This window comes from Saccharopolyspora dendranthemae (assembly GCF_007829955.1).
GTDB lineage: Bacteria > Actinomycetota > Actinomycetes > Mycobacteriales > Pseudonocardiaceae > Saccharopolyspora > Saccharopolyspora dendranthemae.
This window is the reverse complement of record NZ_VIWX01000002.1, coordinates 605684-630404: the sequence shown is the minus strand read 5'-3', so window position 1 is coordinate 630404 and position 24721 is coordinate 605684. Positions and strand designations below refer to the sequence as shown.

At 69.8% G+C, this 24721-nt stretch carries 21 protein-coding genes; 14 read left to right on the top strand and 7 right to left on the bottom strand.

All coding sequences use genetic code 11. The features are described 5' to 3' along the window. Nucleotides 1-194: 194 nt before the first annotated feature. Nucleotides 195-1010 (bottom strand): SDR family NAD(P)-dependent oxidoreductase, encoded by an 816-nt coding sequence (locus FHU35_RS11680; protein ID WP_145738522.1) that lies wholly within the window; start codon nt 1008-1010, stop codon nt 195-197. Nucleotides 1011-1111: 101 nt separating this feature from the next. Between FHU35_RS11680 and FHU35_RS11675 the strand changes: the two genes are divergently transcribed. After that, nucleotides 1112-2032 carry a LysR family transcriptional regulator gene (locus tag FHU35_RS11675; RefSeq protein WP_186459387.1) on the top strand — a complete coding sequence of 307 codons (921 nt, stop codon included), beginning with the start codon at nt 1112-1114 and terminating at the stop codon, nt 2030-2032. A gap of 267 nt (nt 2033-2299) precedes the next feature. Here the strand turns inward: FHU35_RS11675 and FHU35_RS11670 are convergent, their stop codons facing one another. Both FHU35_RS11670 and FHU35_RS11665 read right to left on the bottom strand, forming a co-directional pair. Then, entirely contained in the window at nt 2300-3505 is a 1206-nt protein-coding gene (locus FHU35_RS11670) for a saccharopine dehydrogenase family protein (protein WP_145738520.1), read from the bottom strand. 29 nt (nt 3506-3534) lie between these two features. Further along, nucleotides 3535-4770, bottom strand: a complete 1236-nt coding sequence (locus tag FHU35_RS11665) for an NADH:flavin oxidoreductase/NADH oxidase family protein (protein WP_145738519.1) — start codon at nt 4768-4770, stop codon at nt 3535-3537. A 63-nt stretch (nt 4771-4833) separates the two neighbouring features. Here FHU35_RS11665 and FHU35_RS11660 point away from each other — a divergent pair, with 63 nt between their 5' ends. Then, on the top strand, nt 4834-5415 hold the full coding sequence (locus FHU35_RS11660) for a TetR/AcrR family transcriptional regulator (protein WP_145738518.1): 582 nt from the start codon (nt 4834-4836) through the stop codon (nt 5413-5415). Nucleotides 5416-5474: 59 nt separating this feature from the next. Here FHU35_RS11660 and FHU35_RS11655 read toward each other — a convergent pair whose 3' ends face one another. After that, nucleotides 5475-6575 (bottom strand): glycoside hydrolase family 172 protein, encoded by a 1101-nt coding sequence (locus FHU35_RS11655; RefSeq protein WP_222429346.1) that lies wholly within the window; start codon nt 6573-6575, stop codon nt 5475-5477. Between the two features lie 292 nt (nt 6576-6867). Between FHU35_RS11655 and FHU35_RS11650 the strand changes: the two genes are divergently transcribed. Beyond that, nucleotides 6868-7506, top strand: a complete 639-nt coding sequence (locus FHU35_RS11650) for a DUF2585 family protein (protein ID WP_145738516.1) — start codon at nt 6868-6870, stop codon at nt 7504-7506. 4 nt (nt 7507-7510) lie between these two features. On the opposite strand, the gene FHU35_RS11645 is transcribed toward FHU35_RS11650, so the two are convergent. Together FHU35_RS11645 and FHU35_RS11640 are read right to left on the bottom strand one after the other, a co-directional pair. After that, nucleotides 7511-8551 carry an FAD-dependent oxidoreductase gene (locus FHU35_RS11645; protein ID WP_186459386.1) on the bottom strand — a complete coding sequence of 347 codons (1041 nt, stop codon included), beginning with the start codon at nt 8549-8551 and terminating at the stop codon, nt 7511-7513. Between the two features lie 306 nt (nt 8552-8857). Continuing rightward, on the bottom strand, nt 8858-10117 hold the full coding sequence (locus FHU35_RS11640; protein ID WP_145738514.1) for a COG1470 family protein: 1260 nt from the start codon (nt 10115-10117) through the stop codon (nt 8858-8860). A gap of 263 nt (nt 10118-10380) precedes the next feature. On the opposite strand from FHU35_RS11640, the gene FHU35_RS11635 reads away from it, so the two are divergent. From FHU35_RS11635 to FHU35_RS29260, 9 genes are all read left to right on the top strand, one after another. After that, nucleotides 10381-11004: a helix-turn-helix transcriptional regulator gene (locus FHU35_RS11635; protein WP_145738513.1), complete on the top strand. Its 624-nt coding sequence runs from the start codon at nt 10381-10383 to the stop codon at nt 11002-11004. Nucleotides 11005-11153: 149 nt separating this feature from the next. Further along, nucleotides 11154-14198, top strand: a complete 3045-nt coding sequence (locus FHU35_RS11630) for a hypothetical protein (protein WP_246110250.1) — start codon at nt 11154-11156, stop codon at nt 14196-14198. Then, complete coding sequence (locus FHU35_RS11625; protein WP_145738511.1) at nt 14195-14869, top strand: Pvc16 family protein; 675 nt, start codon at nt 14195-14197, stop codon at nt 14867-14869. Before FHU35_RS11630 ends, FHU35_RS11625 begins: the two co-directional genes overlap by 4 nt. Continuing rightward, complete coding sequence (locus tag FHU35_RS11620; RefSeq protein WP_145738510.1) at nt 14866-16851, top strand: ATP-binding protein; 1986 nt, start codon at nt 14866-14868, stop codon at nt 16849-16851. Before FHU35_RS11625 ends, FHU35_RS11620 begins: the two co-directional genes overlap by 4 nt. 67 nt (nt 16852-16918) lie before the next feature. Continuing rightward, nucleotides 16919-18931 carry an eCIS core domain-containing protein gene (locus FHU35_RS11615; protein ID WP_246110249.1) on the top strand — a complete coding sequence of 671 codons (2013 nt, stop codon included), beginning with the start codon at nt 16919-16921 and terminating at the stop codon, nt 18929-18931. A gap of 183 nt (nt 18932-19114) precedes the next feature. Next, nucleotides 19115-20626 (top strand): phage tail sheath family protein, encoded by a 1512-nt coding sequence (locus tag FHU35_RS11610; protein ID WP_145738509.1) that lies wholly within the window; start codon nt 19115-19117, stop codon nt 20624-20626. 18 nt (nt 20627-20644) lie between these two features. After that, nucleotides 20645-21085: a phage tail protein gene (locus FHU35_RS11605; protein WP_145738508.1), complete on the top strand. Its 441-nt coding sequence runs from the start codon at nt 20645-20647 to the stop codon at nt 21083-21085. Further along, on the top strand, nt 21082-21537 hold the full coding sequence (locus FHU35_RS11600) for a hypothetical protein (protein WP_145738507.1): 456 nt from the start codon (nt 21082-21084) through the stop codon (nt 21535-21537). Before FHU35_RS11605 ends, FHU35_RS11600 begins: the two co-directional genes overlap by 4 nt. After that, a complete protein-coding gene (locus FHU35_RS29260; protein WP_186459385.1) occupies nt 21534-21692 on the top strand; it encodes a DUF6760 family protein in 159 nt (52 codons plus the stop codon). Before FHU35_RS11600 ends, FHU35_RS29260 begins: the two co-directional genes overlap by 4 nt. Before the next feature lie 1905 nt (nt 21693-23597). On the opposite strand, the gene FHU35_RS29255 is transcribed toward FHU35_RS29260, so the two are convergent. Beyond that, nucleotides 23598-23765: a hypothetical protein gene (locus FHU35_RS29255; RefSeq protein ID WP_186459384.1), complete on the bottom strand. Its 168-nt coding sequence runs from the start codon at nt 23763-23765 to the stop codon at nt 23598-23600. A 49-nt stretch (nt 23766-23814) separates the two neighbouring features. On the opposite strand from FHU35_RS29255, the gene FHU35_RS11595 reads away from it, so the two are divergent. Continuing rightward, nucleotides 23815-24273, top strand: a complete 459-nt coding sequence (locus tag FHU35_RS11595) for a hypothetical protein (RefSeq protein ID WP_145738506.1) — start codon at nt 23815-23817, stop codon at nt 24271-24273. Nucleotides 24274-24290: 17 nt separating this feature from the next. Further along, entirely contained in the window at nt 24291-24716 is a 426-nt protein-coding gene (locus FHU35_RS11590; protein ID WP_145739927.1) for a phage tail protein, read from the top strand. Nucleotides 24717-24721 lie beyond the last annotated feature (5 nt).

The window sequence follows — 24721 nt, the reverse complement described above, 5'->3', positions numbered from 1 at the left end:
CAACGACCTCTGTCCATTGAGGACATTCGGTACGCACCCCCCAGCAGCGCGTCGCCCCCTTGGGAGGCGACAGCGGACCGGTCTTGCGGTTCGCGGGTGTCACGATCCGCAGCGGGGCAACCCGGGCTCGATGGCACGAGGCGCGAGAACCTCAGCCCTCCTTCGTCACGTGCTCCTGCCGGTCCGGAGACCGTTCAGGCCGCCGGGGAGCCGAACGCGCGCAGCGACAGGGGCTGCCAGTCACGCCAGATCTTGAGCCGCTCCTCGTAGATGGCTTCGATGTCGGGGAACAGTCGCCCGAGGATCACCCTGCTCGGCGGCTCCGGTGCGTCGACGATCTCGAGGATCGCCGAGCCGGTGGCAGCCGGGTCACCGACGTCGAACTCCACCTGGTTGGTTGCGCGCGCAGCAGCGTAGTCCGGCGATTCGGCGCTCTGACGCGAACCGCGTGCTAGCCAGTCGGTGGCGTACGGACCGGGCTCGACGCAGACCACGTGGATGCCGAAACCCGCCGCCTCCTGGCGCAGCGACTCCGAAAGACCCTCCAGAGCCCACTTCGACGCGTGGTAGGCGCCGATTCCGGGGTAGGCGCGGACGCCTCCCTCGCTGGAGACCTGCAGGAGGCGCCCGCCGCCCTGGCGCCGCAACACCGGCAGTACCGCTTGCGCGACCCAGGTGGCGCCGAAGAAGTTGGTCTCCATCTGCTCGCGCAGTTCGCGCTCGGTCAGCTCCTCGACCATCCCGAAGTGACCGTAACCAGCGTTGTTCACGACGACGTCGATGCGCCCGAACCGCTGCACGGCGTGCGCGACGGCGTCGAAGACGGCTTCCCGATCCGTGACGTCCAGGCTGAGGGCCAGGACCGCGTCCCCGTAGGTGGTGACCAGGTCGTCGAGCGTGGAGGCATCTCGCGCGGTGGCGACCACGCGGTCGCCGCGATCGAGGGCGGCCTCGCTCCACAACCGGCCGAAACCGCTGGAAGTACCTGTGATGAACCAGATCTTGCTCATGGATGTTCGCTCCCTTCACCTTCGAGTCTGCGAAGCGAGCAGCCGAGCCACAAGCGAATGTTCAGCACTCAAGACATTCCGACCTGGAATACCATGACCCGGTGGCTCTCGATGTGCATCCGCAGTCGCTGCGGGCCCTGCTGGCGGTCCTGGACACCGGGTCCTTCACCGCGGCAGCCGACCGCCTCGGCTTCACCCAGTCCGCCTTGTCGAAGCAGATGAGCGCTCTGGAATCGGAGACCGGAGCGGTCCTCTTCCGCCGGGCACCGCGCGGGGTGGAGGCGACCCCCGCCGCTCATCAGCTGGCGCGGCGCGCCATCGTCGTGCTCGATCAGCTCGACGCCGCTGAGCGCGAGCTGGTCGCTTCGCCCGTGGGTGGCAAGGTCGCGCTCGGCGCCTTTCCTACCGCGGCCATGAGCCTGATCCCGAGGACGATCTCGCGGGTCCGGGGCGAGAACCCCTCCGTCATCATCGACTTCGCCGCATCATCCACCCCGGTGCAGATCCGCCGGCTCCGGGCCGGTCGCCTGGACCTGGCCGTCCTAGCCGTCGGCGAAGGCCTGCCCGACTACGACCTGACCGGTATCGAGACCGAGCCGCTGCCCTCCGGTCCGCTTCTCGTCGCGGTCGGCGCGAAGCACCGCTTGGCTCGCGCGCACCGCGTCGACGTCGCGGAACTGGCGGAGGAGAGCTGGGTGGTCGGACGCGGGGCGCGCGGCGCGCCGCAGTTCGGCGCCTGGCCCACCCTGTCGGATCCGCACCACGTGGCCCACCTCGCCGACTGGAGCACCCGCCTCGGTTTCGTGGCCGCAGGACTCGGGATCACGGTCGTGCCCACGCTCGCCGAGAGCCTGCTCCCGCCCAGCGTCACCGCGATCGAGGTCGACGACCCCCGGTGGACCGGCAGGGCGACGACCCTCGCACGAATCGGGCCGTTGACCGAGCCGACCGCCACGGTGCGCACAGCACTGGTCGGGGAAGCCCGCGCCATCGCCGGACGCACCGCCGGGCTTCAGGACTGAGTCCCGCGCGCACCACTCGGCAGCGGCCTCCCGTCTCGCCGCTTCAGAGGAACTTCTGTTCCACTATGGACAGCGCACCTGGAAGCGTTACCGGACAACGGTTTCGACTTCACCGATTCCGAACGCAGCGTGGCGATGCGACCAGCAGATACACCACTCGGTCCACCCGCTGGTCGCAGACGTCGCGGCAGCCGAACTCATGCCCGGAGGGCGGGCTTCGGCTCTCGTTCCTCCTCGGTCCGACCAGAACGCCCGAAGGCGAGTCCCCTACTTCGACTCGACGTTCGTGGCCGGGTCGAGGACGGAGAACGTGATTCCGGCGTCGATGAGCCGCGAGGTGAGGTTCTCGCCCATGGCGGCGGCAGTGGTGACCTGACCGGCGGTGCTCGGGTTGTCGTCGTAGGCCAGGCACATGGCGGCTTCGGCGAGCATCTTGGCGGTCTCGTCGTAGCCCGGATCGCCGCCGCTGACCCGCGTGCGCACCGTGCGGCCGGAGGATTCCCCGAGGAAGTCCACGGTGAACCACGAGCGCGCACGTCGCTGCGGTGACGGCCCCTCGCCTTGCGGGACGCGGGAGGCGATGAACCGCCGCAGCGGCGGCACCTGCACGGCCGCCATCAGCGCGGTGATGCCCACCGCCGCGCCGACGATCGTGACCGGGCTCTTGACGCCCGCGAAGTGGGTGTAGCTGAAGTCGGAACCGTAATCGGGACGTGCCGCCGCGGAGCGCTTGATGATGAACGGATCGAGGGTCGGCAGGGGCAGCAGCCAGAGACCGAGGTCGCGGTCGCGCCGCGGCCGGTCCGACTTCGCCCGGGCGCGCCGCCCCTCCGGTCGCGGCTCGACCTCGCTGCGCCGCTTCATCGCCTCGCGCATCTGCTTGAGCCGCGCGAACTGGCCCAGCGCGGAGTGGAAGGTGCCGCCGGAGAACATGCCGCTGCCGCGCACGACGCCGCGGATCGCCGCCGGTGCGCCTTCGGGCAGTTGCCGGCGGGTGAACAGCGCGCCCAGGTCGTGCGGGATGGAGTCGAACCCGCAGGCGTGGACGATGCGGGCCCCGGTGCGCGACGCCGTGGCGTGGTGGGCCAGGTACATCCGGTCGACGAACTCGGGTTCCCCGGTCAGGTCCAGGTAGTCGGTGCCGGCGGCGGCGCACGCGGCGACGAGCGGTTCACCGTGCTCCAGGTAGGGCCCGACGGTCGTGATCACGACACGGCTCGACTCGGCGACCTCGCGCAGCGAGGACTCGTCCGTCGCGTCGGCCACCAGCAGCTCGGCAGGCGCACTGTCGGTATGCGCTTCGGCGAGCCGGTCGCGCACTCCTCGGAGCTTGGCCTCATTGCGACCGACCAGCGCCCACCGCGCTCCTGACGGGAGGTGGCGGGCGAGGTAGTCCGCGGTGAGCCCACCGGCGAATCCGGTGGCGCCGAACAGGACCAGGTCGTAGGAGCGGCGGGCGGTGCTGTCGGGCATGGTCTTCTCCAGGGTCGAGCGGCGGCGGATCAGGTCGGTTCCGAGTTCAGCCAGCTGCGGTAGCGCCGCAGGGCAGTGTGCCGGAGCGGTGCTTCGCGGAGGTACGCGAGGACCGGGTTGATGCCCGGCCGGGTCGTGCGGCCGCGCCCGAGGCGGCGGAGCTGGTAGCGCATCCGGGCCATGCCGACCGCCGAGGCCATGGCCTTGTCCTTCAACCCGACCGGTTCGACGTGGACGCTGCTGTCGCTCTCAGAACGCCACTTGTCCGGCAGATCGGGGTCGACGGCCAGCGCCGTTCCCATCCCGACCAGGTCGATGCCGCCGGCGAGGACTTCCTCGGCCACCGGGCGCCGGACGATGCCACCGGTGAGCATCAGCGGGAGCGGGCTGGTCCGCGCCAGCTCCTCGGCGAGGGTGAGGAAGTAGGCCTCCCGCGCGCTGGAGCGCTCGTCCGCCGCCTGCCCCGTCATGGCCGGGCTCTCGTAGCTGCCTCCGGACAGCTCGACGAGGTCGACGCCGAGCGGAGCGAGCAGTTCGATGACCTTCCTCGCGTCGTCGGCGTCGAAGCCGCCCCGCTGGAAATCGGCCGAGTTGAGCTTCACCGCGACCGCGAACCCGGGCCGCACCTGCTCTCTGATCGCGCGGACGCAGTCGAGCAGGAAGCGGGCGCGCTTCTCCAGAGCACCGCCCCACTCGTCGGTGCGCTGGTTGGACAGCGGCGAGAGGAACTGCGACAGCAGATAGCCGTGCGCCGCGTGGACCTCGACCCCGTCGAAACCGGCGGCCTCGGCTCGCCGCGCGGTCGTCGCGAACCGGGCGACCGTCTCCGCGATCTGCGCGGACGTCATCTCCACGGGCTGCGCCAGCCTCCTGCCGTTCCTCCCGATGTCGACGCGGATCGCCGAGGGCGCCCAGGCGACTCCCGGCATGTTCGCCATGATCTGGCGACCGGGGTGGTTGATCTGCATCCAGACTTTCGCCCCACCGCTCCGGGCGGCCGCGGCCCAGCGCTGGAACGGCTCGATCGGCGAGCGCTCGTCCAGGACGACGCCCGCGGGCCCGGTGAGCGCCTGGGCGTGGACCATGACGTTGCCGGTGACGAGCAGTCCCGCACCGCCCTGGCCCCAGCGGTGGTAGAGCCGGAGGAGCCGGTCGCCGGGCAGTTGCCCGCCGACGGCCATGTTCTCCTCCATCGCGGCCTTCACCAACCGGTTCGGGAGCACCTCCCCGCTCGGCAACGTCAGGGGCGCGAAGAGAGAGGCCATCCGATCTCCGGTTCATGCGGTATGTTTACAGTGCTCACGCGAGCCTAAGGAGGAGAGTTAGCAGTGTCAACATCGGCGAGGAGCGGCTACCACCACGGAGACCTGCGCGCGGCACTGCTGACCACCGCGATGCAGATGCTCGAGAACGGGGAGGCCTTCTCGCTGCGCGCCGTCGCCCGCAACGCGGGCGTTTCGGCCACCGCCCCCTACCGGCACTTCCCGGACCGCGACGCCCTGGAGTCCGCGCTGGCCGTCCAGGGGTTCGGCGACCTCGAGCACGACCTGACCTCCGGTCGCGACCTTCCCACCTCGACCGCCGACCTCGCGGAGTTCGGCGTCGCCTACGTCGATTTCGCGCTGCGGCGACCGGCGCTGTTCCGGCTCATGTTCGGCAAGCCCTGCGACGGATCCGACGACGAGCGCGTGCGGGCCGCCGACGCGGTGCACGAACTCCTCGCACGAGCCCTGGCGAACGTCGCGCCCCGGTCGGACACCACGGCCCTGGCGTGCGCGGGCTGGAGCCTCGCGCACGGGCTCGCCTCCCTGCACCTCGACGGCAAGCTCCCGGCCGACTCCCCCGAAGAGGTCGCCGAGCGGGTCCGCTCGGCGTTCCTGGCGATCACGACCGCCCGGGGCACGCCGTAGCTCACCGGACCGTCGTCGATCAGGACACCGGCCCGAGGTCGGTCGGCGATTCGGTCGCGCTACCCGCGGCCGCGCAGCAGGTTCTGGAACCACGTGGCGACGCGGCCGGCGCCCGACCCCGCGCCCTCCTGGGTGCGCAGCGGCGGGAACGGGGTGTGCGGTTCGGACTGGTACCAGAACGCGGTGGTGGCGATGTCGGCCTCGGTCAGCGGCAGGTAGCGCCAGCCCGCCTTCCACCCGAGCGCCTGAACGGTGACCCGCAGGTCCCGCTCGAAGCAGATCGGATCCCGCAGGTGCCAGCGGTACATGCCGAACCGCTGGTCCGGCCGGTAGATCTCGTGCGGCGGCAGCACCTGGTGCAGGCCCAGCTGGCCGGTCGAGTAGGGCACGTAGCGACCGCCCACGTCGAAGTTCCACGCCCCGCCGAAGTAGTCCTCCGTGCCGGTCCCGCAGATCGTCGGGTGCTCCTGGTCGCCGTCGAGGTAGAACTTCACCTCGCCCTCGCCCCACCACCCCGGCGCACCCGGCCGGATGGCCAGGTAGGTGCCCACGTACCGGCCGGTACCCGCGATGCCGTCGACGATCGTGTGCACCGCCGGATCGCCGAGCGGGTTGCTGCGCCGCCAACTCGCGTGGAAATAGCCGATCCGCTCTCCCAGCTCCTGCTCCTGGTAGGTCACCTGGTAGTACAGCCGAACGCTCCGATCGGTCGCATTCTCCAGCGTGATCGTGGCTCGGGTGCGAAACGGCATCGGCCAGTAGCTGTTGAACCCGCCCGCCGGGGCGACGACCACGACCTCGGAGTCGACCAGCGCCAGTTCCGCCCACCCGTTGCAGAAGAAGTCGCCGAGCGGCACCTCGACGGACGGATGTTCTTCGGAGTCCCAGTACATCCGCAGCACCAGCTGCCGCACGCTCGCGACTTCGGTCGTCAGCCAGATGTGCTGGACCACCCCGGGACCTGCCACGTCGGCCAGCGTCGTCGTCGTGCCGGCCTCCAGGTCGATCGAGGGCGAGACCTTCCACCCGGCGCCCAGCTCCCGTGCCGCGGACGCGCCGGTGCCCTCGGTGGCCTGCGCGCCCGCTCCCTTCGCCCCGGTCGGGTTCTCCGGCGAGACCGACCTCGTGCGCATGTTCGACAGCTGCCAGAGCTCGTCCACCACTCCTCCAGTGACCGCCCGCGTCCTCGACACCCCCATGGAAGGTCAGGTGAAGCGGAACCACAAACCCGCGCGGGACGCCACCTCCGCACCGAGCCGATCGAGAGGTTTCCGCGGTCCTGCGAAGGGCGTTCCGCGCCTTTCGTGACGCTTCTCATGGCCAGGCGCGCTCCTCGGTCATGGTTGCCACACGCGCCGGACAGAGGCCTGCGGACCTGGCACGCTGTGCCGGTTGAGCGGGACGCGGCTGAAACGCACCTGCGCCCCGACCACGCGGAGGAACCCAGGACCGATGAAGAAGATTCCTGCATCAGCGCCGAGCACCAGGACAACGCTCTCCGACACCGCTCGGCGGGCGCCCAGGGCGTTGCTCCTGCGTGCCGACCTGCAACTCTGCGTTCTGGTCGTGGCCCTCATGGCAGCCGCCGAATGGGCGATGGGCCGGGTGCCGTACTGCTCGTGCGGGTACGTCAAGCTCTGGCACGGCGTGGTCATGAGTTCGGAGAACTCGCAGCACTTCACCGACTGGTTCACGTTGACCCACATCATGCACGGTGTCGGGTTCTACTTCCTGCTCTGGCTGCTCAACAAGAAGACCCGGCTGTCCTTCGGCACGCTCCTGCTGCTGGCGGTCCTGCTCGAATGCGGCTGGGAGGCCTTGGAGAACACTCCGTGGATCATCGATCGCTACCGCACCGCCACGGTGTCGCTGGACTACTACGGCGACAGCGTGCTCAATTCCGTGTCGGACGTTCTCGCGATGGTGACCGGATTCGTGCTGGCGAAGAAGGCGCCCGTCTGGGTGTCCATCGCCGTCACCGCGACTCTCGAGCTGCTGCTGATGTACTTCATCCGCGACGGCCTGATCCTCAACGTCCTGATGCTGATCCACCCCGTCGAATCGATCAGGATCTGGCAATCAGGCGCCTAGCTCCTCACGGGATGAAATTCTCTGCTGCTTCGCGTCCTTCGGCTTGCACACGCCGGATCGTGGGTTGGAGGCGTTGCTCGTAGCGCGCGAGCACGGTGGGAACGTGGTCGTGGCGGCGCAGTTCGTCGGCGAGGAGTTCGGCTCCGGTCAGCGCCATGCCCGCGCCTCGGCCGGTCAGCAAGGACGGGGCCTGGCAGGCGTCACCGACGAGCACGACGCGGTCGCTGCCCCACCTGGGCATCTGGACCTGCGCCACGCGATCGTAGAAGAGCTCGGCGGGTCCCGGGCAGCGCTCGAGCAGGTGGGGCACGATCCACCCGATCCCGCGGTAGACCCGGCGCAGTTCCGCCCGAGCGTCGTCGGGGAGCATCGCTCCCGGGGGCACTCGGTGGGTGAACGTCGTCGCCACCCGGTTCCCGCCGACGGGGTAGGCGCCGACCTGCAGACCGGGAGCGTCCAGCATGTGCAGTGCGTCGCCCAGGTCACGAGCCGTCGTCTCGTCGGAGAAGACGTAGGCGGCGGTGCGGAAGCCGAGGTCGCGGACGAAGCGTCGTGCGGGCCCGAAGACCAGCTCGCGGATCCACGAGCGGACGCCATCCGCGCCGACCACCAGGTCCGCCCGGTCGACGGAACCATCGGTCAACGTCACGGTCACACCGTCGCCGTCGTAGGCCAGCTCCGCGACGCTGGTGCCGAACCGCACATCAGAGGCCGTCAAGGCGTCGTGCAGGCTCTCCTCCAGATCTCCCCGCAGCAGGGAGATCATCCGGTCGGCAGCGGGGCCCTCATCGGTGAACCGGTCCCGCACGCTGCCGTCGTCGTGGTGGTAGACGAGTTCGGACAGCCGGAACGCGCGCTCGCGCAACCGCGGGAGCAGGCCCATCCGCTCGACGGAGTCGTAGCCGGACTCCTGGCAGTCCAGCATGTATCCCGCTCCGTGCCGCGCGGGAGCCCGCTCGACGAGCATCACGTCGTGTCCGTCGCGTTCCAGCCACCACGCCGAGGCCAGCCCGGCGATTCCCGCGCCGCAGACCACGACCCTCACGGCTGCTGCTCCCTCCGCGAGAGACGGCAGGTGCCCGAGCCGGCGGCTTGGGTTCCCATCACGCACCCCCTCACGCGCTGATCGGGACGGGCGCGGACGTGCCGTCATCCTGGTAGCCGACTGTGCGGGCGACGACCGCCCCGTGCAACCGAATTTCGGAGCTCGCCGACCGCGTTGCGCACCGCCACGACAAGGGAACCCGCACGGCCAACTCCGGGGCCCTCTGCCCCCGGCTGCAGGCCTGACGTGCCGCGCCGTCATCGGCAGACGACCGTCGGGGCGGGCGGGGAAGGGGACGAAAGGGCCTCAACGCGGGGCAGCGGCCAGGGTCCCGCTGACGTTGAGCTGCTGGACGCAGCGCGACGCCGTCGGTCCGTACGGCGGGGTTCCGGGACGGGCGCAGCGGACCGTCGCCTCGATCCTGGCCTCGCTCGGGACCTTGATCGGCGTCACCCAGTGGTAGTCCTGGTTGCGGAAGGTCTCCAGGGCGATCGTGGTGATCGTCCGGTCGTCGAACTCGATCGTGAGCAGACCTTCGTCACCCTGGTAGTTCGCCAGGACCAGGTCGGTGACGTAGAAGTCCTGGCCTTCCGGGACGACGTAAGGCGAGGCGCCCGTGCCGCCGGGCCGGGTGCGCACCTCGATGGTGGCCGCGTGCTGAGCCCCGGTCTCGGCCGGGTTCACCGGCGGGGGCGGTGGCCCCCCAGCCGGCTCCTCGGGTTGGGGCTCCCCGGCGGGCGGTTGCGGCGGTGCCAGCTTACCGTCGGCGGCCAGCTGTTCCGCCTTCTGCTCGGCGGCTTCCTGCGCGGCGGACGTCAGGACCGGCAGCGCCAGCGTGAACCAGAACAGCAGCAACGCCAGCAGCAGCGCGAGCAGGGCGAGCAACCACTTCGGGAGCAGGGGCAGCTGGACGAGTTCGCCGTCGATCTCCTCCTGGCCCAGCGGGTCGCCGGTGCCTGGCTCGGCACCGGTGGAGGTGTTGACGTGGAACGGCTTTCCGGCGGGTTTTCCGAACCAGATGAGCCCGCCGGCCCGCGCGCGCAGCCGGACGTCCGTGCGTTCGCCGGGTTCCAGCCCGATGCGCTCCGACTTGAACGAGAAGCTCAGTTCCTCCGCGGGATCGGTCGCCGACAGCGGGACCTCTACGGGGGTGTTGCCCTGGTTGTGCAGCGACACCAGGAACCGGCCGCTGCGCCAGGCGCGGCGCCGCTGCGGGGTGAGCACACCGCGGAACCGGTGGAACGGGGTGATGACGACGGTCGTCTCCGGTACGGCCACCAGATCGGATTGCTCGGCGGGGACGACCCGGACGGCGAGCGGAACCTCGCCGGCGCGCACGTCGGCCGACAGCGGCGGGCGCAGGATGAGGGTGACGGTGCCCTGCTCGCCCGGGTAGACGGGGAGCCGCTCGGGCACCACCGCCGTCCAGGCGGCGCACTCGCCGACGACTTCGAACTCGTAGGCCTCGACTATGTCGGTGTCGTTGCGCACGGTGAACGTCGCCGTCGCCTCACCGCCCGGACCGACCTCCACCCGCTCGCCGTCGAATTCGGCATAAGTCGTCACAGGTCGAAAACCTAGGCGCCGCGCGCCGTCCGGGGGCAGAGCGGCGAGGGCAACGCGGAGGCAACGCGGTTGCCCATAACACCTTCGAAATCTGCCCGGGCCGTTTTTGCGGAATTCAGCACGAGAAGAACTGAGAACTGTTCAGAAGTCCGGAAAGCGCGCTCATCAGAGCGGATTCGGTAACTTTCTCCCCGAATGGCCGTCCCGCAGCGCCCGAGATTCGCGTAACACTGAAAAGGGGATGGTTCTAGGGAGGAGAGCCGATGACGAGAGTGCCGGTCGCGATATGCGCGGCCGACCCGATTCTTGAGACCGGCGTCACGCACCAGTTGCGCCCGCGCCCGGAGGTGGAGGTGCTCGGAGCCCGCGACGAGGGACGCGCCGAGGTCGCGCTGGTCGTGGTCGACCGGCTGGACGAGGAATCCGAGCAGTTGCTCCGCAGGTTGCAGCGCACGTCGTCGGTCAGAACCGGGCTCATCATCGGCGAGTTCGAGCAGGACGCGTTGCAGACCAGCATCGAGTGCGGGGTGGCGGCGGTGCTGCGACGGCGCGACGCCGACCAGGACCGGCTGGTCGGGCTGATCACCGCGTTGATCCGCGGCGAGGGGGTTCTGCCCGGCGACATGCTGGGCAGACTGCTGGATCACGTGGGCCGGTTGCAGCGCGGGGTTTCGGCCGCCGCAGGCGCCACGCTGTCAACGTTGTCGGCGCGGGAAGGCGAAGTGCTGCGCCTGATCTCGGACGGATTCGACACCAAGGAGATCGCGACCAAGATGTCCTACTCCGAACGGACGGTGAAGAACATCCTCCAGGAGGTCACCACGCGCCTGCAGTTGCGCAATCGGGCGCACGCGGTCGGATACGCCATGCGGCAAGGCCTGATCTGACACCGCTGCCCTTCCTGAAATGACGGTTCTGAAAGGGCGGTTGCCCGAAAGGGCTCGGGGTCTTCCCGCTCCGGTGCCTGTCGGTTTCTGGGCACGGGAGCCAGAACCCGGCGAAGCTGCGTGAGATGTCGATCGGGCGGAGGTCAATCGTGGTCGGCGAAGTGCCCGGATTCCGGCGCGGTACGACCCGCTGGGCAACCGTCCTGATCGGTGTTCTGCTGTTGTTGTGCGGGTTGATCAGCCTGCCGACGACGTCCGCCCAAACTCCGGTCGCTCCGGTGGCCGCGCCCGAGGCGAGCCGCATCGCCTACGCGGGGACCGAGCACCGCAGCCTGGGGATCGCAGCGCCCGGCCTGCCCGGGCAGACGTCGACGTCACCGCTGTTCGACGAGCCGAGGCAGCACTTCGACCAGGAGGTCTCCTCGCGGGACGGGCTGCTGGTGTTCACCAGCCTGCGCGACGAGAGGACCCCGCAGGTCTACCTGCGCGACACCGACGGCGAGGTCCGCAGGCTCACCCGGGGGATGGACGCCGCCCATCCCGAGCTCTCGCCGGACCTGCAGTGGGTCGCGTTCGACTCGGCCGGATCCGACGGCAAGCGCGACATCTGGCTGGTGCGGGTCGACGGCAGCCGGGCGCACCGGCTCGCCGACACCGCCAACAACGCGACGCACCCGACGTTCTCACCGGACGGGACGCGGATCGCCTTCGCCTGCGACGCGGGCGGCCGCTGGCAGATCTACGACCAGCCCGCGTCCGGTGGTGCGCTGCGGAGGTTGACCGACGAGCAGTCCGGATCCGCGAGCGAACCGTCCTGGAACCCGGCCGATCAGGGCCGCATCGCCTACACCCACTACGACGCCGACGCCCCGGACGACGACGCGGTGCACCAGGTGCGGGTCCTCGACGGCACCGGCACGGGAACGTCGCTGTTCGCCGAGGATCCGGGCTGGCAGACCCGGCAGCCCAGCTGGCTCCCGGACGGCAGGCGACTGCTGTTCCTCAGCCCCACCCATCCCGCGGCCAACCCGCAGCCCAACGCATCGAACATGGGCGATCAGGTCTTCCAGGTCGACGCCTCGTCGGCTCCGGTGTCGTCCTCGGCGACGCGGATGCTCTCCGAGGACCGCCGGATCGACTCGCCCACCTGGCTCACCGGCAACGGGGTCGGGCGCCTGGTGGTCGCCCGCACCACCGCCTCGTCGCGGAACGTGGTGCGCTTGCAGGACATCCGCTCCGACGGGGTCGATCCGCGCGATCTCGGCGTGACCGTGATGACCGAGGACCCCAACGCCTTCCAGGACTCCCGCCTGATCTTCACGCCGAGCGCGGGCTACGACCCGTGGACGGAGCGGCAGGCCTACTCCCCCGACGGCAGCCAGATCGCGGTCAGCCGCTTCGAGGACTCCGGTGGGCAGCGCGTCCAGCGGATCTGGCTGGTCAATGCCGACGGCTCCAACCCCCGGCGGCTGCCGATCGCCGACCGGCAGGCCGACGACTGGGAGTCCGACGTGGCCTGGGCGCCCGACGGCGAGTCGCTCGCGGTGGCGCGCCGGTCGCCGGGTGCGCTGACCCCGGCCGAGGAGCGCGGCCGAAGTCGCATCGTCGTCGTGGACGTCGACTCCGGCCAGATCACCAAGCGGCTGGGCAACTCCGATCCGGCGCTGGACGACACCCAGCCGGCGTGGTCGCCGGACGGCAAGCGGTTCTCGTTCAGCCGCGGCAGGGTCTCCGACGTGCCGGACGACCAGCGGCGCAACCACATCTGGATCGCGCGCGCCGACGACCTGGGCGCCCAGCAGGACCTCAGCGACACGATCTGCCAGTGCGAGGTGGTCGACGACAGCCCGGTGTTCGCCCCGGACGGGCGCAGCATCGTGTTCAACCGGGAGCGCGACGGGCTCTACCGGATCTACCTCGACGGCAACCGGTGCGAGGTCCTGCTGCCCCGGGGGCAGAGCAGCTGCGTGGACATCCCTGACCAGCAGGAGGGTTCCGGGACCTACCAGCCGCGGGATGCCACCTGGTCACCCGACGGCAAACGGCTGGTGCTGTCGCGGCGTCTGAACAGCAACAACAACGCGCCCGAACACCTGTCGATCCTCGATCCGGCGACTCGCGAGGTGACCTCGCTCAGCGACCGGTTACCCGGCAGGCAGAAGGAGCCGAGCTGGCAGGCGACGGTCGACCTGACGATGTCCGCGCCGCAGTCGGCGAACCAGATCCAGGTGGACAAGTCTGTGAACGTCACGGGCGTGGTGCGCAACAACGGCCCGGCGACCTCGCCGAGCACCACCGCGGCGGTGGACGTGCCGGAGGGGGTGAAGCTGACGCGGCTGCGCGCCGAGCAGGGCAGCTGCGGCGGCGCGCGGTGCGACCTCGGTGTGCTGGAACCAGGTCAGTCCGTGCGGGTCACGGCCGAGCTCGTCGGCGAGTCCCCGGGCGATCACGCGCTGGGGTGGACCGCCACGGGGTCGGTGCGCGACAGCCGGCCTGGCGACAACACCTCACGAACGGTGGTTCCGGTGCGGCCGGAACCGCCACCGCTGCAGGCGAATCCGATTGTCAGCCTGACCAGTGCTCCTGATCCGTCCTATGTGGGCGGTCGTACCGAGGTGGTCTTCTCGATCCGCAACGGCGGTGAGGCCACGGCGACCGGCTTGGAGCTGGACGTGGCGCTGCCACCGGGTGTTCCGGTGGAGAGCGCGCCGCCGGACTGCGTGGACGCGCGCTGTCCGCTGCCCGACCTGCCGCCCGGCGGTGTGGTCGACCGGCGAGTCGTGCTGGCCCCGAATGCGGCGCTGGCCGCGGAGATCGCGGCGACGGTGCGCACCAGCGGATCGGACTCCGATCCCGGTGACAACCGGGCTGCCAAGCCCTACCGGGTGCTGCAGCCCCGGATCGTGTCGGTGCCGGAGGTCGGCGAGCCCGGGTTCGTGACCTCGGTGCGCGGCGTCGACTTCCCGCCCGGTGCTCCGGTGCGGCTGGCGTGGTCGCCGGGCATCACGGCCTCGGCGGCGCCGACGCTGCCCGGTCCGGACGGGCGGTTCGCGGCGCAGCTGCTGATCCTGCCCAAGGACGAGACCGGTCCGCGCACCATCACCGCCTCCGGTCCCGGGTTCAGCCCGGTGACCGCGAGGTTCCTGGTCGTCGCTCCCGCCATCACGCCACCGGGGATGGTGGGACCGCGGTGATCCACGAGGTCGACGAGGCGCTGCGGTTGCTCCTGGCCGAGCACGACCTGCCCGGTGCGGGCGTCGAGCTGGGTTTCGAGGCGCCGACCACGGACTGGGCGGCCAAGCGCAACGCCCCCACCATCAGCGCGTTCCTCTACGACATCCGGGAGGTTCCGGAACTGCGGCAGGGCGGCCGGTTCGAGCGTCGCGACGACTCGGGCGCGGTGACGGGCTGGGATTCGCCCCCGCACTGGTTCCACCTCGCCTACCTGGTCACGGTGTGGACGAACCGGCCGCAGGACGAGCACCGGCTGCTCTCCGAGGTGCTGCGCTGCGTCGTGCGCCACGACGCCCTGGCGCCGAGGTGGCTGACCGGCACGCTCGCGGAGCTCGGGCTGACGGTGGCGTTCGAGGCGGGCGGGGCGATGGCCGAGGGCCGCTCGGCCGCCGACGTGTGGTCGGCGCTGGGCGGTCAGCTCAAACCGTCGCTCAACTTGCAGGTCACGGCCCCGCTGGGCGGGGACCGGACCCCGGCGGGCCCGCCGGTCACCGAAGGCGTGGTGCTGCGCGCGGCCGAGGACGACGCCCGGCGGTTGCGCTACGACGAGTCCACCGCGGAGGGCGAGGCGTTCGCCCCGGCCCGGCCGCGCCCGGACCCGAAGCGACGACGGCGAGGGCCGGTCTCGTGACGGCGTCGGACCTGCACCACCTGTGGGCGCGGCTGGGCCTGGTCGAGCAGCGGGTCCGGTCGGCGGTCGCAGCCCGGCGGGCCACCGACCCGCAGCCGGACGACCCGCACCGCGGCCTGTACCTCACCCCCGACCACGTCGAGCGCATCCTGGCCACGCCCGCGAAGTCCTGGTCGGGCGACGGCCTGAACTCGGCCGATCCCGGCCCGAGGTTGCGGCGGCTGGCCGAGGACTTCGGTCTCACCGAGCTGGACGTGGAGCTGCTGCTGGTGGCGCTGGCACCGGACGTCGACGTCCGGTTCGAACCGCTCTACGGCTACCTCAACGACGACGTGACCCGGCGCCGCGCGACGACCGGGCTCGCGCTGGAGCTGTGCGGGATGCCGTCGGCGGGTGATGGCCGTTTCCGGTTCAGCGCGACTGCGCCTCTGGTAACCGGAGGTCTGCTGGAAGTGCTGGAGTCCGAACGTCCGACGCTCTCGCGCACGCTCCGGGTGCCGGACCGGGTGGTCGCGCACCTGCTGGGCAACGACGATCCGAGCATCGGACGCCTGGTGCACGGTGCGCCCAGTTCACCGGGAGAACTGGCCAAGCAGATCGGCGCGGCACTGGACTCCGGCGTGCGGCTGGTGCACCTCCACGGCGCGGAGGGTGCCTCGCGGGTCGCGCTGGATGCCCTTTCGGTCAGCGGCAGGGCAGCGCTCGTCGTCGACATCGCCGATCTTGAGCCGGATTCCGTGCCGGTGCTCGTCCGGGAGGCGGCCCTGCTCCGCGCCGGAATCACGCTGGGACCGCTGGAGAAGCTCGACCCCGCCCGTCCGGAACGAGCCCGCCTGCTGCGGGACCTCGTTCGCGCCGCGGAGCGCGTCCCGCTGCTGCTGAACGGATCCGGCAGCTGGGACCCGGCGTGGTCTCAGCGCGCACCGGTGTCGATCCGCGTCGCACCGCCGAACGCGGAGGAGCGGACGCAGGAGTGGCGGCGAGCCCTGACCGCCGTCTCTGCCGACATGCCCGAGCACGCGCTGTCCGAGGCCGTGGGGACTTACCAGCTCGACACCGAGGCGGTCGGCCGCGCGGCGTCGGTCGCCGTGCGGCTCGCCGCGTTCGACAACCGCCCGGTGAGCGCAGACGACCTGCGCGCGGGCGCGCGAGCCCAGAACGGCGCCGGCCTGGACCGCCTCGCCCGCCACATCACCCCAACCGTGACCTGGGACGACCTGGTGCTTCCCGAACCCACGCAGCGACAGCTGACCGAGCTGTCGCTGCGCGCCCGCCACCGCGACCGCGTGCTCGGCGACTGGCGGATGCGCCCCGGCGGCGGGCGCGGACGCGGCGTCCTCGCGCTCTTCGCGGGCGAGTCGGGAACGGGCAAGACCATGTCGGCCGAGGTCGTCGCAGCCGACCTCGGGATGGACCTCTACGTGGTGGATCTGTCCACAGTGGTCGACAAGTACGTCGGCGAGACGGAGAAGAACCTGGAGCGCATCTTCACCGAAGCCGCCGGCGTCAACGGAGTCCTCCTCTTCGACGAAGCCGACGCCATCTTCGGCAAGCGCTCCGCAGTCCAGGACGCCCACGACCGCTACGCCAACGTCGAATCGGCCTACCTGCTCCAGCGCATGGAAACCTTCAACGGCATCGCCATCCTCACCACCAACCTCCGAGCCAACCTCGACGAAGCCTTCACCCGCCGCCTCGACATCATCACCGACTTCCCCATGCCGGAACCCATCCAACGCCGAGCCCTCTGGCACCGCTGCCTCGGAACTGCTCTTCCCCGAGCTGACGACCTCGACCTCGACTTCTGCGCAGAACGCTTCGAACTCTCCGGAGGATCGATCAGATCCTGCGCCATCACCGCCGCCTATCTGGCAGCGGAGACGACCCGCCCGGTCGGCTTCCACGAACTGATCACGGCGGTGCGGCAGGAATACACCAAGCTGGGACGACTCGTGCTGGAATCAGACTTCGAGCCAGCATGACCCGGGCAAGAATGCTGCCCTGGGTTCTGCCCGTGCGCCATTTCCCAGCAGAGCCGAGAAGGACACCGTGAAGGGTCTCCTCGGTCACGACCACATGGCGATAGGGGACGACGTGCGGCTTAACGACCACGACTGCCGACCGGAACGGCCGCACCAGCGATCCCAGGTCGCGGACGACCGAGAATCCGATCGCGCGACTGCAGCAGCCGCACTGCGCGGCTCACCGTTGACGCCGGCCTCGATCCGATCGCTGCAGCGCGCCGCCGGCAATGCAGCCGTGAACAGCATGTTCGGCGAGCAAGCTCAAGCTGCGGAGGTGCAACGTTCAACCGTGCACGACGTGCTGCGTTCCTCAGGGCGACCGCTCGACCCGCCGGTGCGCACGGAGATGGAGTCGCGACTGGGCGACGACTTCTCCGACGTGCGGGTGCACACCGACGGCGCAGCCCACACCGCGGCCGAATCCGTGCAGGCCCACGCCTTCACCTCCGGCTCTCACATCGTCTTCCAGAAGGGGCGGTACGACACATCCTCGACTTCGGGCAAGCACATGCTGGCGCATGAGTTGACGCACGTCGCCCAACAGCGATCCGGCCCGGTGGCAGGTACCAGCACCTCTGATGGGCTGAAGGTTTCCGATCCATCGGATTCCTTCGAACGCGCCGCAGAAGCCAACGCCGACCGGGCCATGGCCGAACCGGTGCAACGGCACCGGGAAGACGCGGCGCAGGACGCCGACCGGAAGCCGACCCCGGGAGACACATTCGTCCAACGCGACGTCGGATTCGAGATCGAAGTAGGCCCCAGGACCTTCGCCATGACTCCCCCGTTGGAGAAGGTCACCGAGAATCCCGGCGTAGGGAACCTGAGGAACGCGATCGCGACAACCGGTGGGCTCAACGGCTCCGAGGCCGACTGGCACGACCTGAACCAAGATCCGCGAGTCAGGGCTCGGCGATTAGCGAAGCAGGAAAGCCTGGTCACCGTACCGGGACTCTTCAATGTAGAAGCCGACGATGCCTCCAGCGGCGGCTCCAACCTGGAGTTCGTCACCGTGCCCTTCCCCGAGTCAAGGAAGGGACGCAGACAACTCATCAAGGCCCTGGACCGCATCAAGAGAGTTGCGGACCAACTGGACGGCAGGATGCTCACAGCGGACAACCTCGCCCGTGCGGCACGCGGGAACGCGCTAACGCCGACCCCGCCGAGCGGCGACACCCGAGCCGAGTTCATCGCAGATGGCCAGGTCAGGGACGGAAATCCGCAAGCAACGGTGGGAGTCCCGCTCAAGAACCTCTCAGTTCTGTTCGCCGCGGCCGAGATCGATAAGGAGAACTACAACACGGATGTCAAAGACCTGTCCGAAAAAGATCTCACCGGCGGTCAGCTGATCGCCACCGCTCAGCGCAACGTCGATCGGGTGCTCAAGGAACAACCGGAGAACCAGCCGAAGAGCGACGAGTTGCGGGGACTGCTCAGGCTGATCGCCGCCTACCTCCGGGGCGGAGCCCACAGCCCCACACGTCCGTACTTCAAGATGATCGCTCCCATGATGGGGCGTACGGACTTCGCCGCCATGTTCAAACTCCTCGGCGATTCCGAGCGGGAACAACTCGCCGCCAACGACGGGAGGCTTTTCGTCGACCTGGCGCTGCGCTGCGCAGATCCGGACAGCCCCTACCCGGCAGGAGAGCCGGTGCTGCAACGTGCGGGATCTCCGCCTTCGCCACCGGTCGCCTTCCCCGAACTCACCCGCGATGTGTGGCTTCGCCACATCACCAAGGGTACGGATGTTCTCACCCAACACGGATATCCAGAGATCTTCCCCCAAAACTCCCTGAAGGCGAAAGAATTCGAGTCGATGGGCTCCCTCAAGGACAAGACCGACTTCACCAAGGACCGGATCGAGGCTCCGGTCGTCGAACTTCGCCGCATGCGCCAGTCCCTCCCCGTAGACGAGTGGAAGCCGGTACTGCTCGGTGTCTTCGACCTGATCATCCAGATCAACAAGAAGAAGAGGCGGTGGCACGTCGGGAAGAAGAACGAGAAGCAGACACCGACCTACCGACGCGCACAGTAGCGCGTCAGCACCCCGGGCACCTCATCCTCGTCAGCCGAGACGGGCCTGCGCGAGGAAGTCCGACGCATTTCTTGCCCTCTGAGGCAGAGCTGTTGCCCCCGGTGGGGGTCACGTGGACATGTTCGCGGGTGCGGCGAAGCGCGAGGCTCTGGGTTGGCCGTGCCTTGAGCTGAAGGAGCGAACATGCCGTCGTACCTGTCTCCTGGCGTCTACGTCGAGGAGGTCCAGAACGGGTCGAGGCCCATCGAAGGGGTCGGGACCGCTGTGGCCGCCTTCGTCGGGTTCGCGTCCCAGGGGCCGTTGCACGAACCGACGCTGGTGACGAACTGGAGCCAGTTCGTGCAGACCTTCGGCGGGTTCGGGGACGGGTACCTCGCCCACTCCGTGTACGGGTACTTCGCCAACGGGGGCGGGACCGCCTACGTCGTGCGGATCGGTGGTCCGTCGGCGCAGTCCTCCCCAGCCCCTGCGCCGCAGCCGGTGGAGCTCGGCGGTCTGCGGGTGTCGGCGCTGCCGGGTGCGGGGTCGGGCGTCACCGTCGAGGTCGCCGACGCCGAGGGTGAGAGCCCGCCGGAGGACCGGTTCCGGTTGCTGGTCAAGCAGGACGGCAAGGTCGCGGAGACGTTCGACGTCTCGGCCAAGAAGAACGTCAAGAGCTATGTCGTCACCCAGGTCCGGGAGCGGTCCAAGCTCATCGAGATCACCGAGCCCTCGGGAACCCTGAGCAGGCCCGACAACCAGTCGGTGTCGGTGGCTGCGCCGCCGAGCGCGCCCGTGCCGGCCAAGATCGACGCCCAGGAGTACGTCGGCGACCTCGCCGCGCGGACCGGGTTCGGCGGGCTGGAGACCATCGACGAGATCACGATGGTCGCGGTGCCTGACCTGATGAGCGCCCACCAGCGCGGGTTGATCGACGCAGAAGGCGTGAAAACCGTGCAGCTCGCGGCGATCTCGCACTGCGAGCAGATGGGAGACCGGGTCGCGCTGCTCGACCCGCCGCCGGGCCTGAACGCCCAGCAGGTGCGGACCTGGCGGATGGACGAGGCCGGCTACGACTCGAAGTACGCGACGCTCTACTACCCGTGGATCAAGGTGTTCGACCCCGCTAGCGGGCGCAACGCGATGGTCCCGCCGAGCGGTCACGTCGCCGGGGTGTGGGCGCGCAGCGACACCGAGCGCGGCGTGCACAAGGCTCCCGCGAACGAGGTCATCCGGGGCGCGGTGGACCTGGAGACGAACCTGAGCAAGGGCGAGCAGGACCTGCTCAACCCCATCGGCGTGAACTGCGTGCGCGCGTTCGCCGGGCGCGGCATCCGGATCTGGGGCGCGCGGACGCTGTCGTCGGACCCGGCGTGGCGGTACCTGAACGTGCGACGGCTGTTCAACTTCCTGGAGGAGTCGATCCTCGTCGGCACCCAGTGGGTGGTCTTCGAGCCCAACGACGACCGGCTGTGGTCGAGCATCCGGCGCAACATCGGCGCGTTCCTGCACCAGTCCTGGCGCGACGGGGCGTTGTTCGGCCGCACGCCCGATGAGGCGTTCTTCATCAAGTGCGACCGGGAGAACAACCCGCAGGAGTCGATCGATCTCGGTCAGGTGGTGTGCGAGATCGGGGTGGCGCCGGTGAAACCCGCCGAGTTCGTGATCTTCCGGCTCTCGCAGTACTCCGACAGCACCAGCCTGGTCAGCGAGTAACAGGGAAGGCGACGGGACATGGCACAGGGCGACACTCTCTCCACCCATCGGTTCGGTGTGGAACTCGGCAGCGTCACGGTGGAATCGGTCAAGGAGGTCTCCGGTCTCACCGTCGAGCAGGACGTGATCGAGACCCAGCAGGTGACCTTGACCGGTGAGCGCATCAACAAGAAGCAGCCCGGCGGGCAGAAGGGCGGCGAGGTGACCATCACCCGCGGCCTGGACAAGAGCACCGAGTTCACCGCCTGGATCAAGAAGACGCTCATCGACGGCGACGTGGAGGGCGCGCGGGAGAACCTGACCATCGAGATCCAGGACTCCCAGGGCGAAACGGTGCGCCGCATGCAGCTCTTCGACTGCTGGGTCAGCAAGTGGGAGGGGCCGGGGGTCAGCGCGGGCGAGTCCAACCCGGCCACCGAGCAGGTGACCATCGTCTTCGAGCGGATCGAAGTCGAATGAGGCGTCGCATCACCTCGCTCGACGACCTCGACGAGGTCGCGGGCAAGGACCGCGCCCCCGACGCGCCGGAGACACCGGCGGCGCAGCACGACCAGTTCGACTTCGAGCTGCCCCGGGGCTACGTGCACGGCGACGGCACGGTGCACCGGCAAGGCCGGATGCGGCTGGCCACGGCCCGCGACGAGCTGCGGACGCAGATCGACCTGCGGGTCAAGGAGAACCCGGCGTACCTCAGCGTGGTCCTGCTCGGGCAGGTGATCACCAAGCTCGGCGACATCACCGACGTGCACACGGGCGTGGTGGAGAACATGTACGCCACCGACGTCGCCTTCCTCCAGGACTTCTACCGGCGGATCAACAGCGAGGGGCACACCCGGGCCGGGGTCACCTGTCCCTCGTGCGACACCGCGTTCGAGGTCGACCTGGCAGGTGGTCGCCTGGGGGAATCGTGACGTACGCGCCGGAGCGGCTGCACGCGGAGGTCGCGTACGTCGCCTACCACTTCCACTGGACGCGGGCCGAGATCCTCGATCTCGACCACCACGAGCGCCGCCGGTGGGTGCGCGAGATCGCGCACATCAACACCCGCATGAACGAAGGGGGATGAGCCGGTGGGCCTGCTCGACCTGTTCCGCCGGCGGTCCACCCGCCGCGCCGAGGACACCCGTCCTCCCCGGGAGACCCGACGTTCCGGGGACACCGCGGCTCCGGTCGCCGTGCCCGGCTGGGACGGGGGTTGGCGGCATGCCTCCGGGGACCTCGGGGTGATCCAGCGCGCCGGGTGCGGGGTGACCGGTGGGCGGTTCCGCGACTCGGTGACCTCGTATCGCGAGCACGGGGTGATGACGAGGTTGGGGCACCTCCTCGATCCGGCCGGGCCTTCCGGGCTGGTGCACGGGTTGTTGCGCCCGGCGGTCGGACTTCCGGTGCAGCGGTCGGTGGGTGCGGAGCTGCCGGTCCGCAACGTCGAGCCGGAGGAGGAGCCGGTCGTGGAGCCCGCTCGGCGGGTGGCTCCTGCCGCGCGCCCTGGTGCCGCACCCTCGGCTCAGTTTGCTGATCGCCCGTCTCCGGATGCCCGGGTGCACGAGTCCGCTTCTCCGGTGGCCGGTTCTCCGGGTCCGACGGCCGATCCCGGGACCGGGTCCGGTATTCCGCTGGTTCGGCCGCAGCGGTTGTCGCCTCCGCTGACCGTCGCCCGGCAGGCGCGGTCCGTCCCGCCCCGTCCGGTGCGCCTGGTCCGGACCGACGACTCGTCACCTGCCGCCCGGCCGCCTGCTCGTGGAGATTCGCGGGATCCGAATGTAGTCGTGCAGCGCCGCATATCCGCTGGTAGCGCACCGGGTGAGCCGTTGCTGAGCCTCCCGCCCAGCGCCGTGGTCGTGCCCGAGACCGAGCTCGGAGCCGATCCCGATGCCGGGTCCGATCGGACGCACGACGCCGCCCCGCCCGTGGTCCACCGGACACGCCACTCGCACGACCAGGCGAGTCCGTCGCCGGAGCACCGGGCAGGCAGCCACCCTCCGGCGATCCAACGCTCGACCGGTTCGCCCCCGCCGGGCCGTCAACCAAGCTCATCAAGTCACGAGTCGGCCCACGATCCGTCCCCGTCGGGAGAGTCAGCTTCGCCTGGCCGGAAGTCAGCTCCTTCGGGGAGGGAATCGGTTCCACCGGGCCAGGATTCGTCCGCATCGGGCGACGCCTCGGCTCCCGAGGTGCGGCCACGGCTGGGGATCGGAACACCGATCTCGCGGCTTCCGGACTCCGCGAGGCCGATCACGGGTCCCGAGGCCGGCTCCGGTGATTCGTCCGTTGTCGGCCCCGTGACGCCTTCCGTAGGTGGGGGAAGTTCTCATGAAAACCCCTCCCCCTCCGATCGTCGTGCTCAAGAGGGAAGTTTTCATGAAAACTTCCCCCACCCACCTCCGATCGTGCAGCGGACGCAGAGTCCTGGAGCAGAATCCTCCGAGGTTTCGGAGCGAGCGAAGCCTTCGCCCGATTCGGCACCTGAGTGTCTACATAGGACTCTCAAGGCGGCGGATGCTGGACCCGACGTGGTGAGCCCGATCGTCGGTGCGGACGCTGTTCAGCGGGTGGCTGCGACTGAGCCCGCGGATCCTGGATCTGACGAGGCACCGCCCGTGGTGAAGCAGGTGTCTGAGGGAGGTGGGGCGTCGCCGGTCTCGCGCAGCAGCGCGGCCTCGAGCGAGCCGACGGTGGTGGAGAAGGCGCACGTCATCGTTCCACCGGCCATCGCCGCTTCAGATCCGGTCGTTCCCATCATTTCGGATCTGCCTTCTGTGCAACGCATTCCGTCCGAACAGACACCGACGGCCGACGAACCCTCCACCGCCGGTGAGAGTTCGTCGTCAGATCCGCTCCCGGTCAAACTCAGCCCCGAATCCTCAACGCCGAGCCATACCGGACCTGCCGTCCCGCAGACCCACGTCCAGAGATCTCCGACGCAACCGGAAAGCCCTGCCGCGCAGGAGCGAGTTCCGACGACCCCGGCCGCTCACGCCGAGACCGGGCCGCTCGTCGCCGTCCAGCGCCAGGCGTCGTCCCCGCGCCCCGCAACACCGCAGACCAACCCGACCGCTCCGGCTCCGAAACCACCGGCCCAGCGGATCCGGCCGCTGGTCGCGACGAGCCCGCTGCCCCTCAGAACCGGCCGGAACTTCACCCCCGCTCCCCCGCACCAGGAAAACCCCGCTCCCCCGGCTACTCCCCCCGTGCAGTGGAAGCGACCCGACCCGACGCACCCGACTCCCCCGGCGGTCCAGCGCACCACGACGACCCGACCACGCCCCGCCGCTCCACCACCCACGTCCACCAGCGATCTCGTCCCGGCCACCGCCCGGCTCCGCTCCACGAGCCCGGCAGCCGACGACGTGCCGACGCACCGTCCGCCGAGCATTCGCCCGATCCAACGCACCCCACGCACAACCCCGTCGCAGGCATCCGGCCCGATCCCCGGCGTTCCCGCCGGAGTCCCGGTCACGGTCGTCCAACGCGACGCGAAACAACCCGCCCCACAACCGGAAACCCAGTCCGACGAGCCCCAGGAAGCCTCCCGGCCCGACACCGATGAACTCGCTCGCAAGCTGGTCGAACCGGTGAGCCGGTTGCTGCGCACCGAGCTGCGCCACGGACGGGAGCGGATCGGCCGCCTGAACGATCGTCGCAGGTAGCGGAAGGAGTGATGACGATGTCGACGGACATCTTCGCGTCCAGCGTGTTTTTCCGGCTGAGCATCGCCGGCAACGACCTGGGCCCGTTCCACACCTGCTCCGGGCTCGGCGCGCAGGTGGAGGTCGAGCAGTTCAACGAGGGCGGCAACAACGGCTTCACCTGGCAGCTGCCGACCCGGATCACCTGGTCGAACATCACGCTGACCAGGCCGGTCACCACTGACACGACCAAGATCTCCCGCTGGATCTCCAAGATCATCCAGCGGGCGGAGCGCAAGGACGGCGAGATCGTCGCGCTGAGACCGGACCGCACACCCCTCGCGCGCTGGCAGGTTCTCGGCATCATCCCGGTCAGCTGGCAGGGGCCGTCGTTCGACCCGTCGACCGCGCAGGCCGCGGTGGAGACGCTGGAAATCGCCCACGAGGGACTGCGACCGGCGTGAGGAGG

Bases quoted from the DNA above. Each gene is read 5' to 3' on its own strand.
- FHU35_RS11680 (WP_145738522.1), bottom strand. From the start codon at position 1,010: ATGAGCAAGATCTGGTTCATCACAGGTACTTCCAGCGGTTTCGGCCGG.
- FHU35_RS11670 (WP_145738520.1), bottom strand. From the start codon at position 3,505: ATGCCCGACAGCACCGCCCGCCGCTCCTACGACCTGGTCCTGTTCGGC.
- FHU35_RS11665 (WP_145738519.1), bottom strand. From the start codon at position 4,770: ATGGCCTCTCTCTTCGCGCCCCTGACGTTGCCGAGCGGGGAGGTGCTC.
- FHU35_RS11650 (WP_145738516.1), top strand. From the start codon at position 6,868: ATGAAGAAGATTCCTGCATCAGCGCCGAGCACCAGGACAACGCTCTCC.
- FHU35_RS11635 (WP_145738513.1), top strand. From the start codon at position 10,381: ATGACGAGAGTGCCGGTCGCGATATGCGCGGCCGACCCGATTCTTGAG.
- FHU35_RS11610 (WP_145738509.1), top strand. From the start codon at position 19,115: ATGCCGTCGTACCTGTCTCCTGGCGTCTACGTCGAGGAGGTCCAGAAC.
- FHU35_RS11605 (WP_145738508.1), top strand. From the start codon at position 20,645: ATGGCACAGGGCGACACTCTCTCCACCCATCGGTTCGGTGTGGAACTC.
- FHU35_RS11600 (WP_145738507.1), top strand. From the start codon at position 21,082: ATGAGGCGTCGCATCACCTCGCTCGACGACCTCGACGAGGTCGCGGGC.
- FHU35_RS11590 (WP_145739927.1), top strand. From the start codon at position 24,291: ATGTCGACGGACATCTTCGCGTCCAGCGTGTTTTTCCGGCTGAGCATC.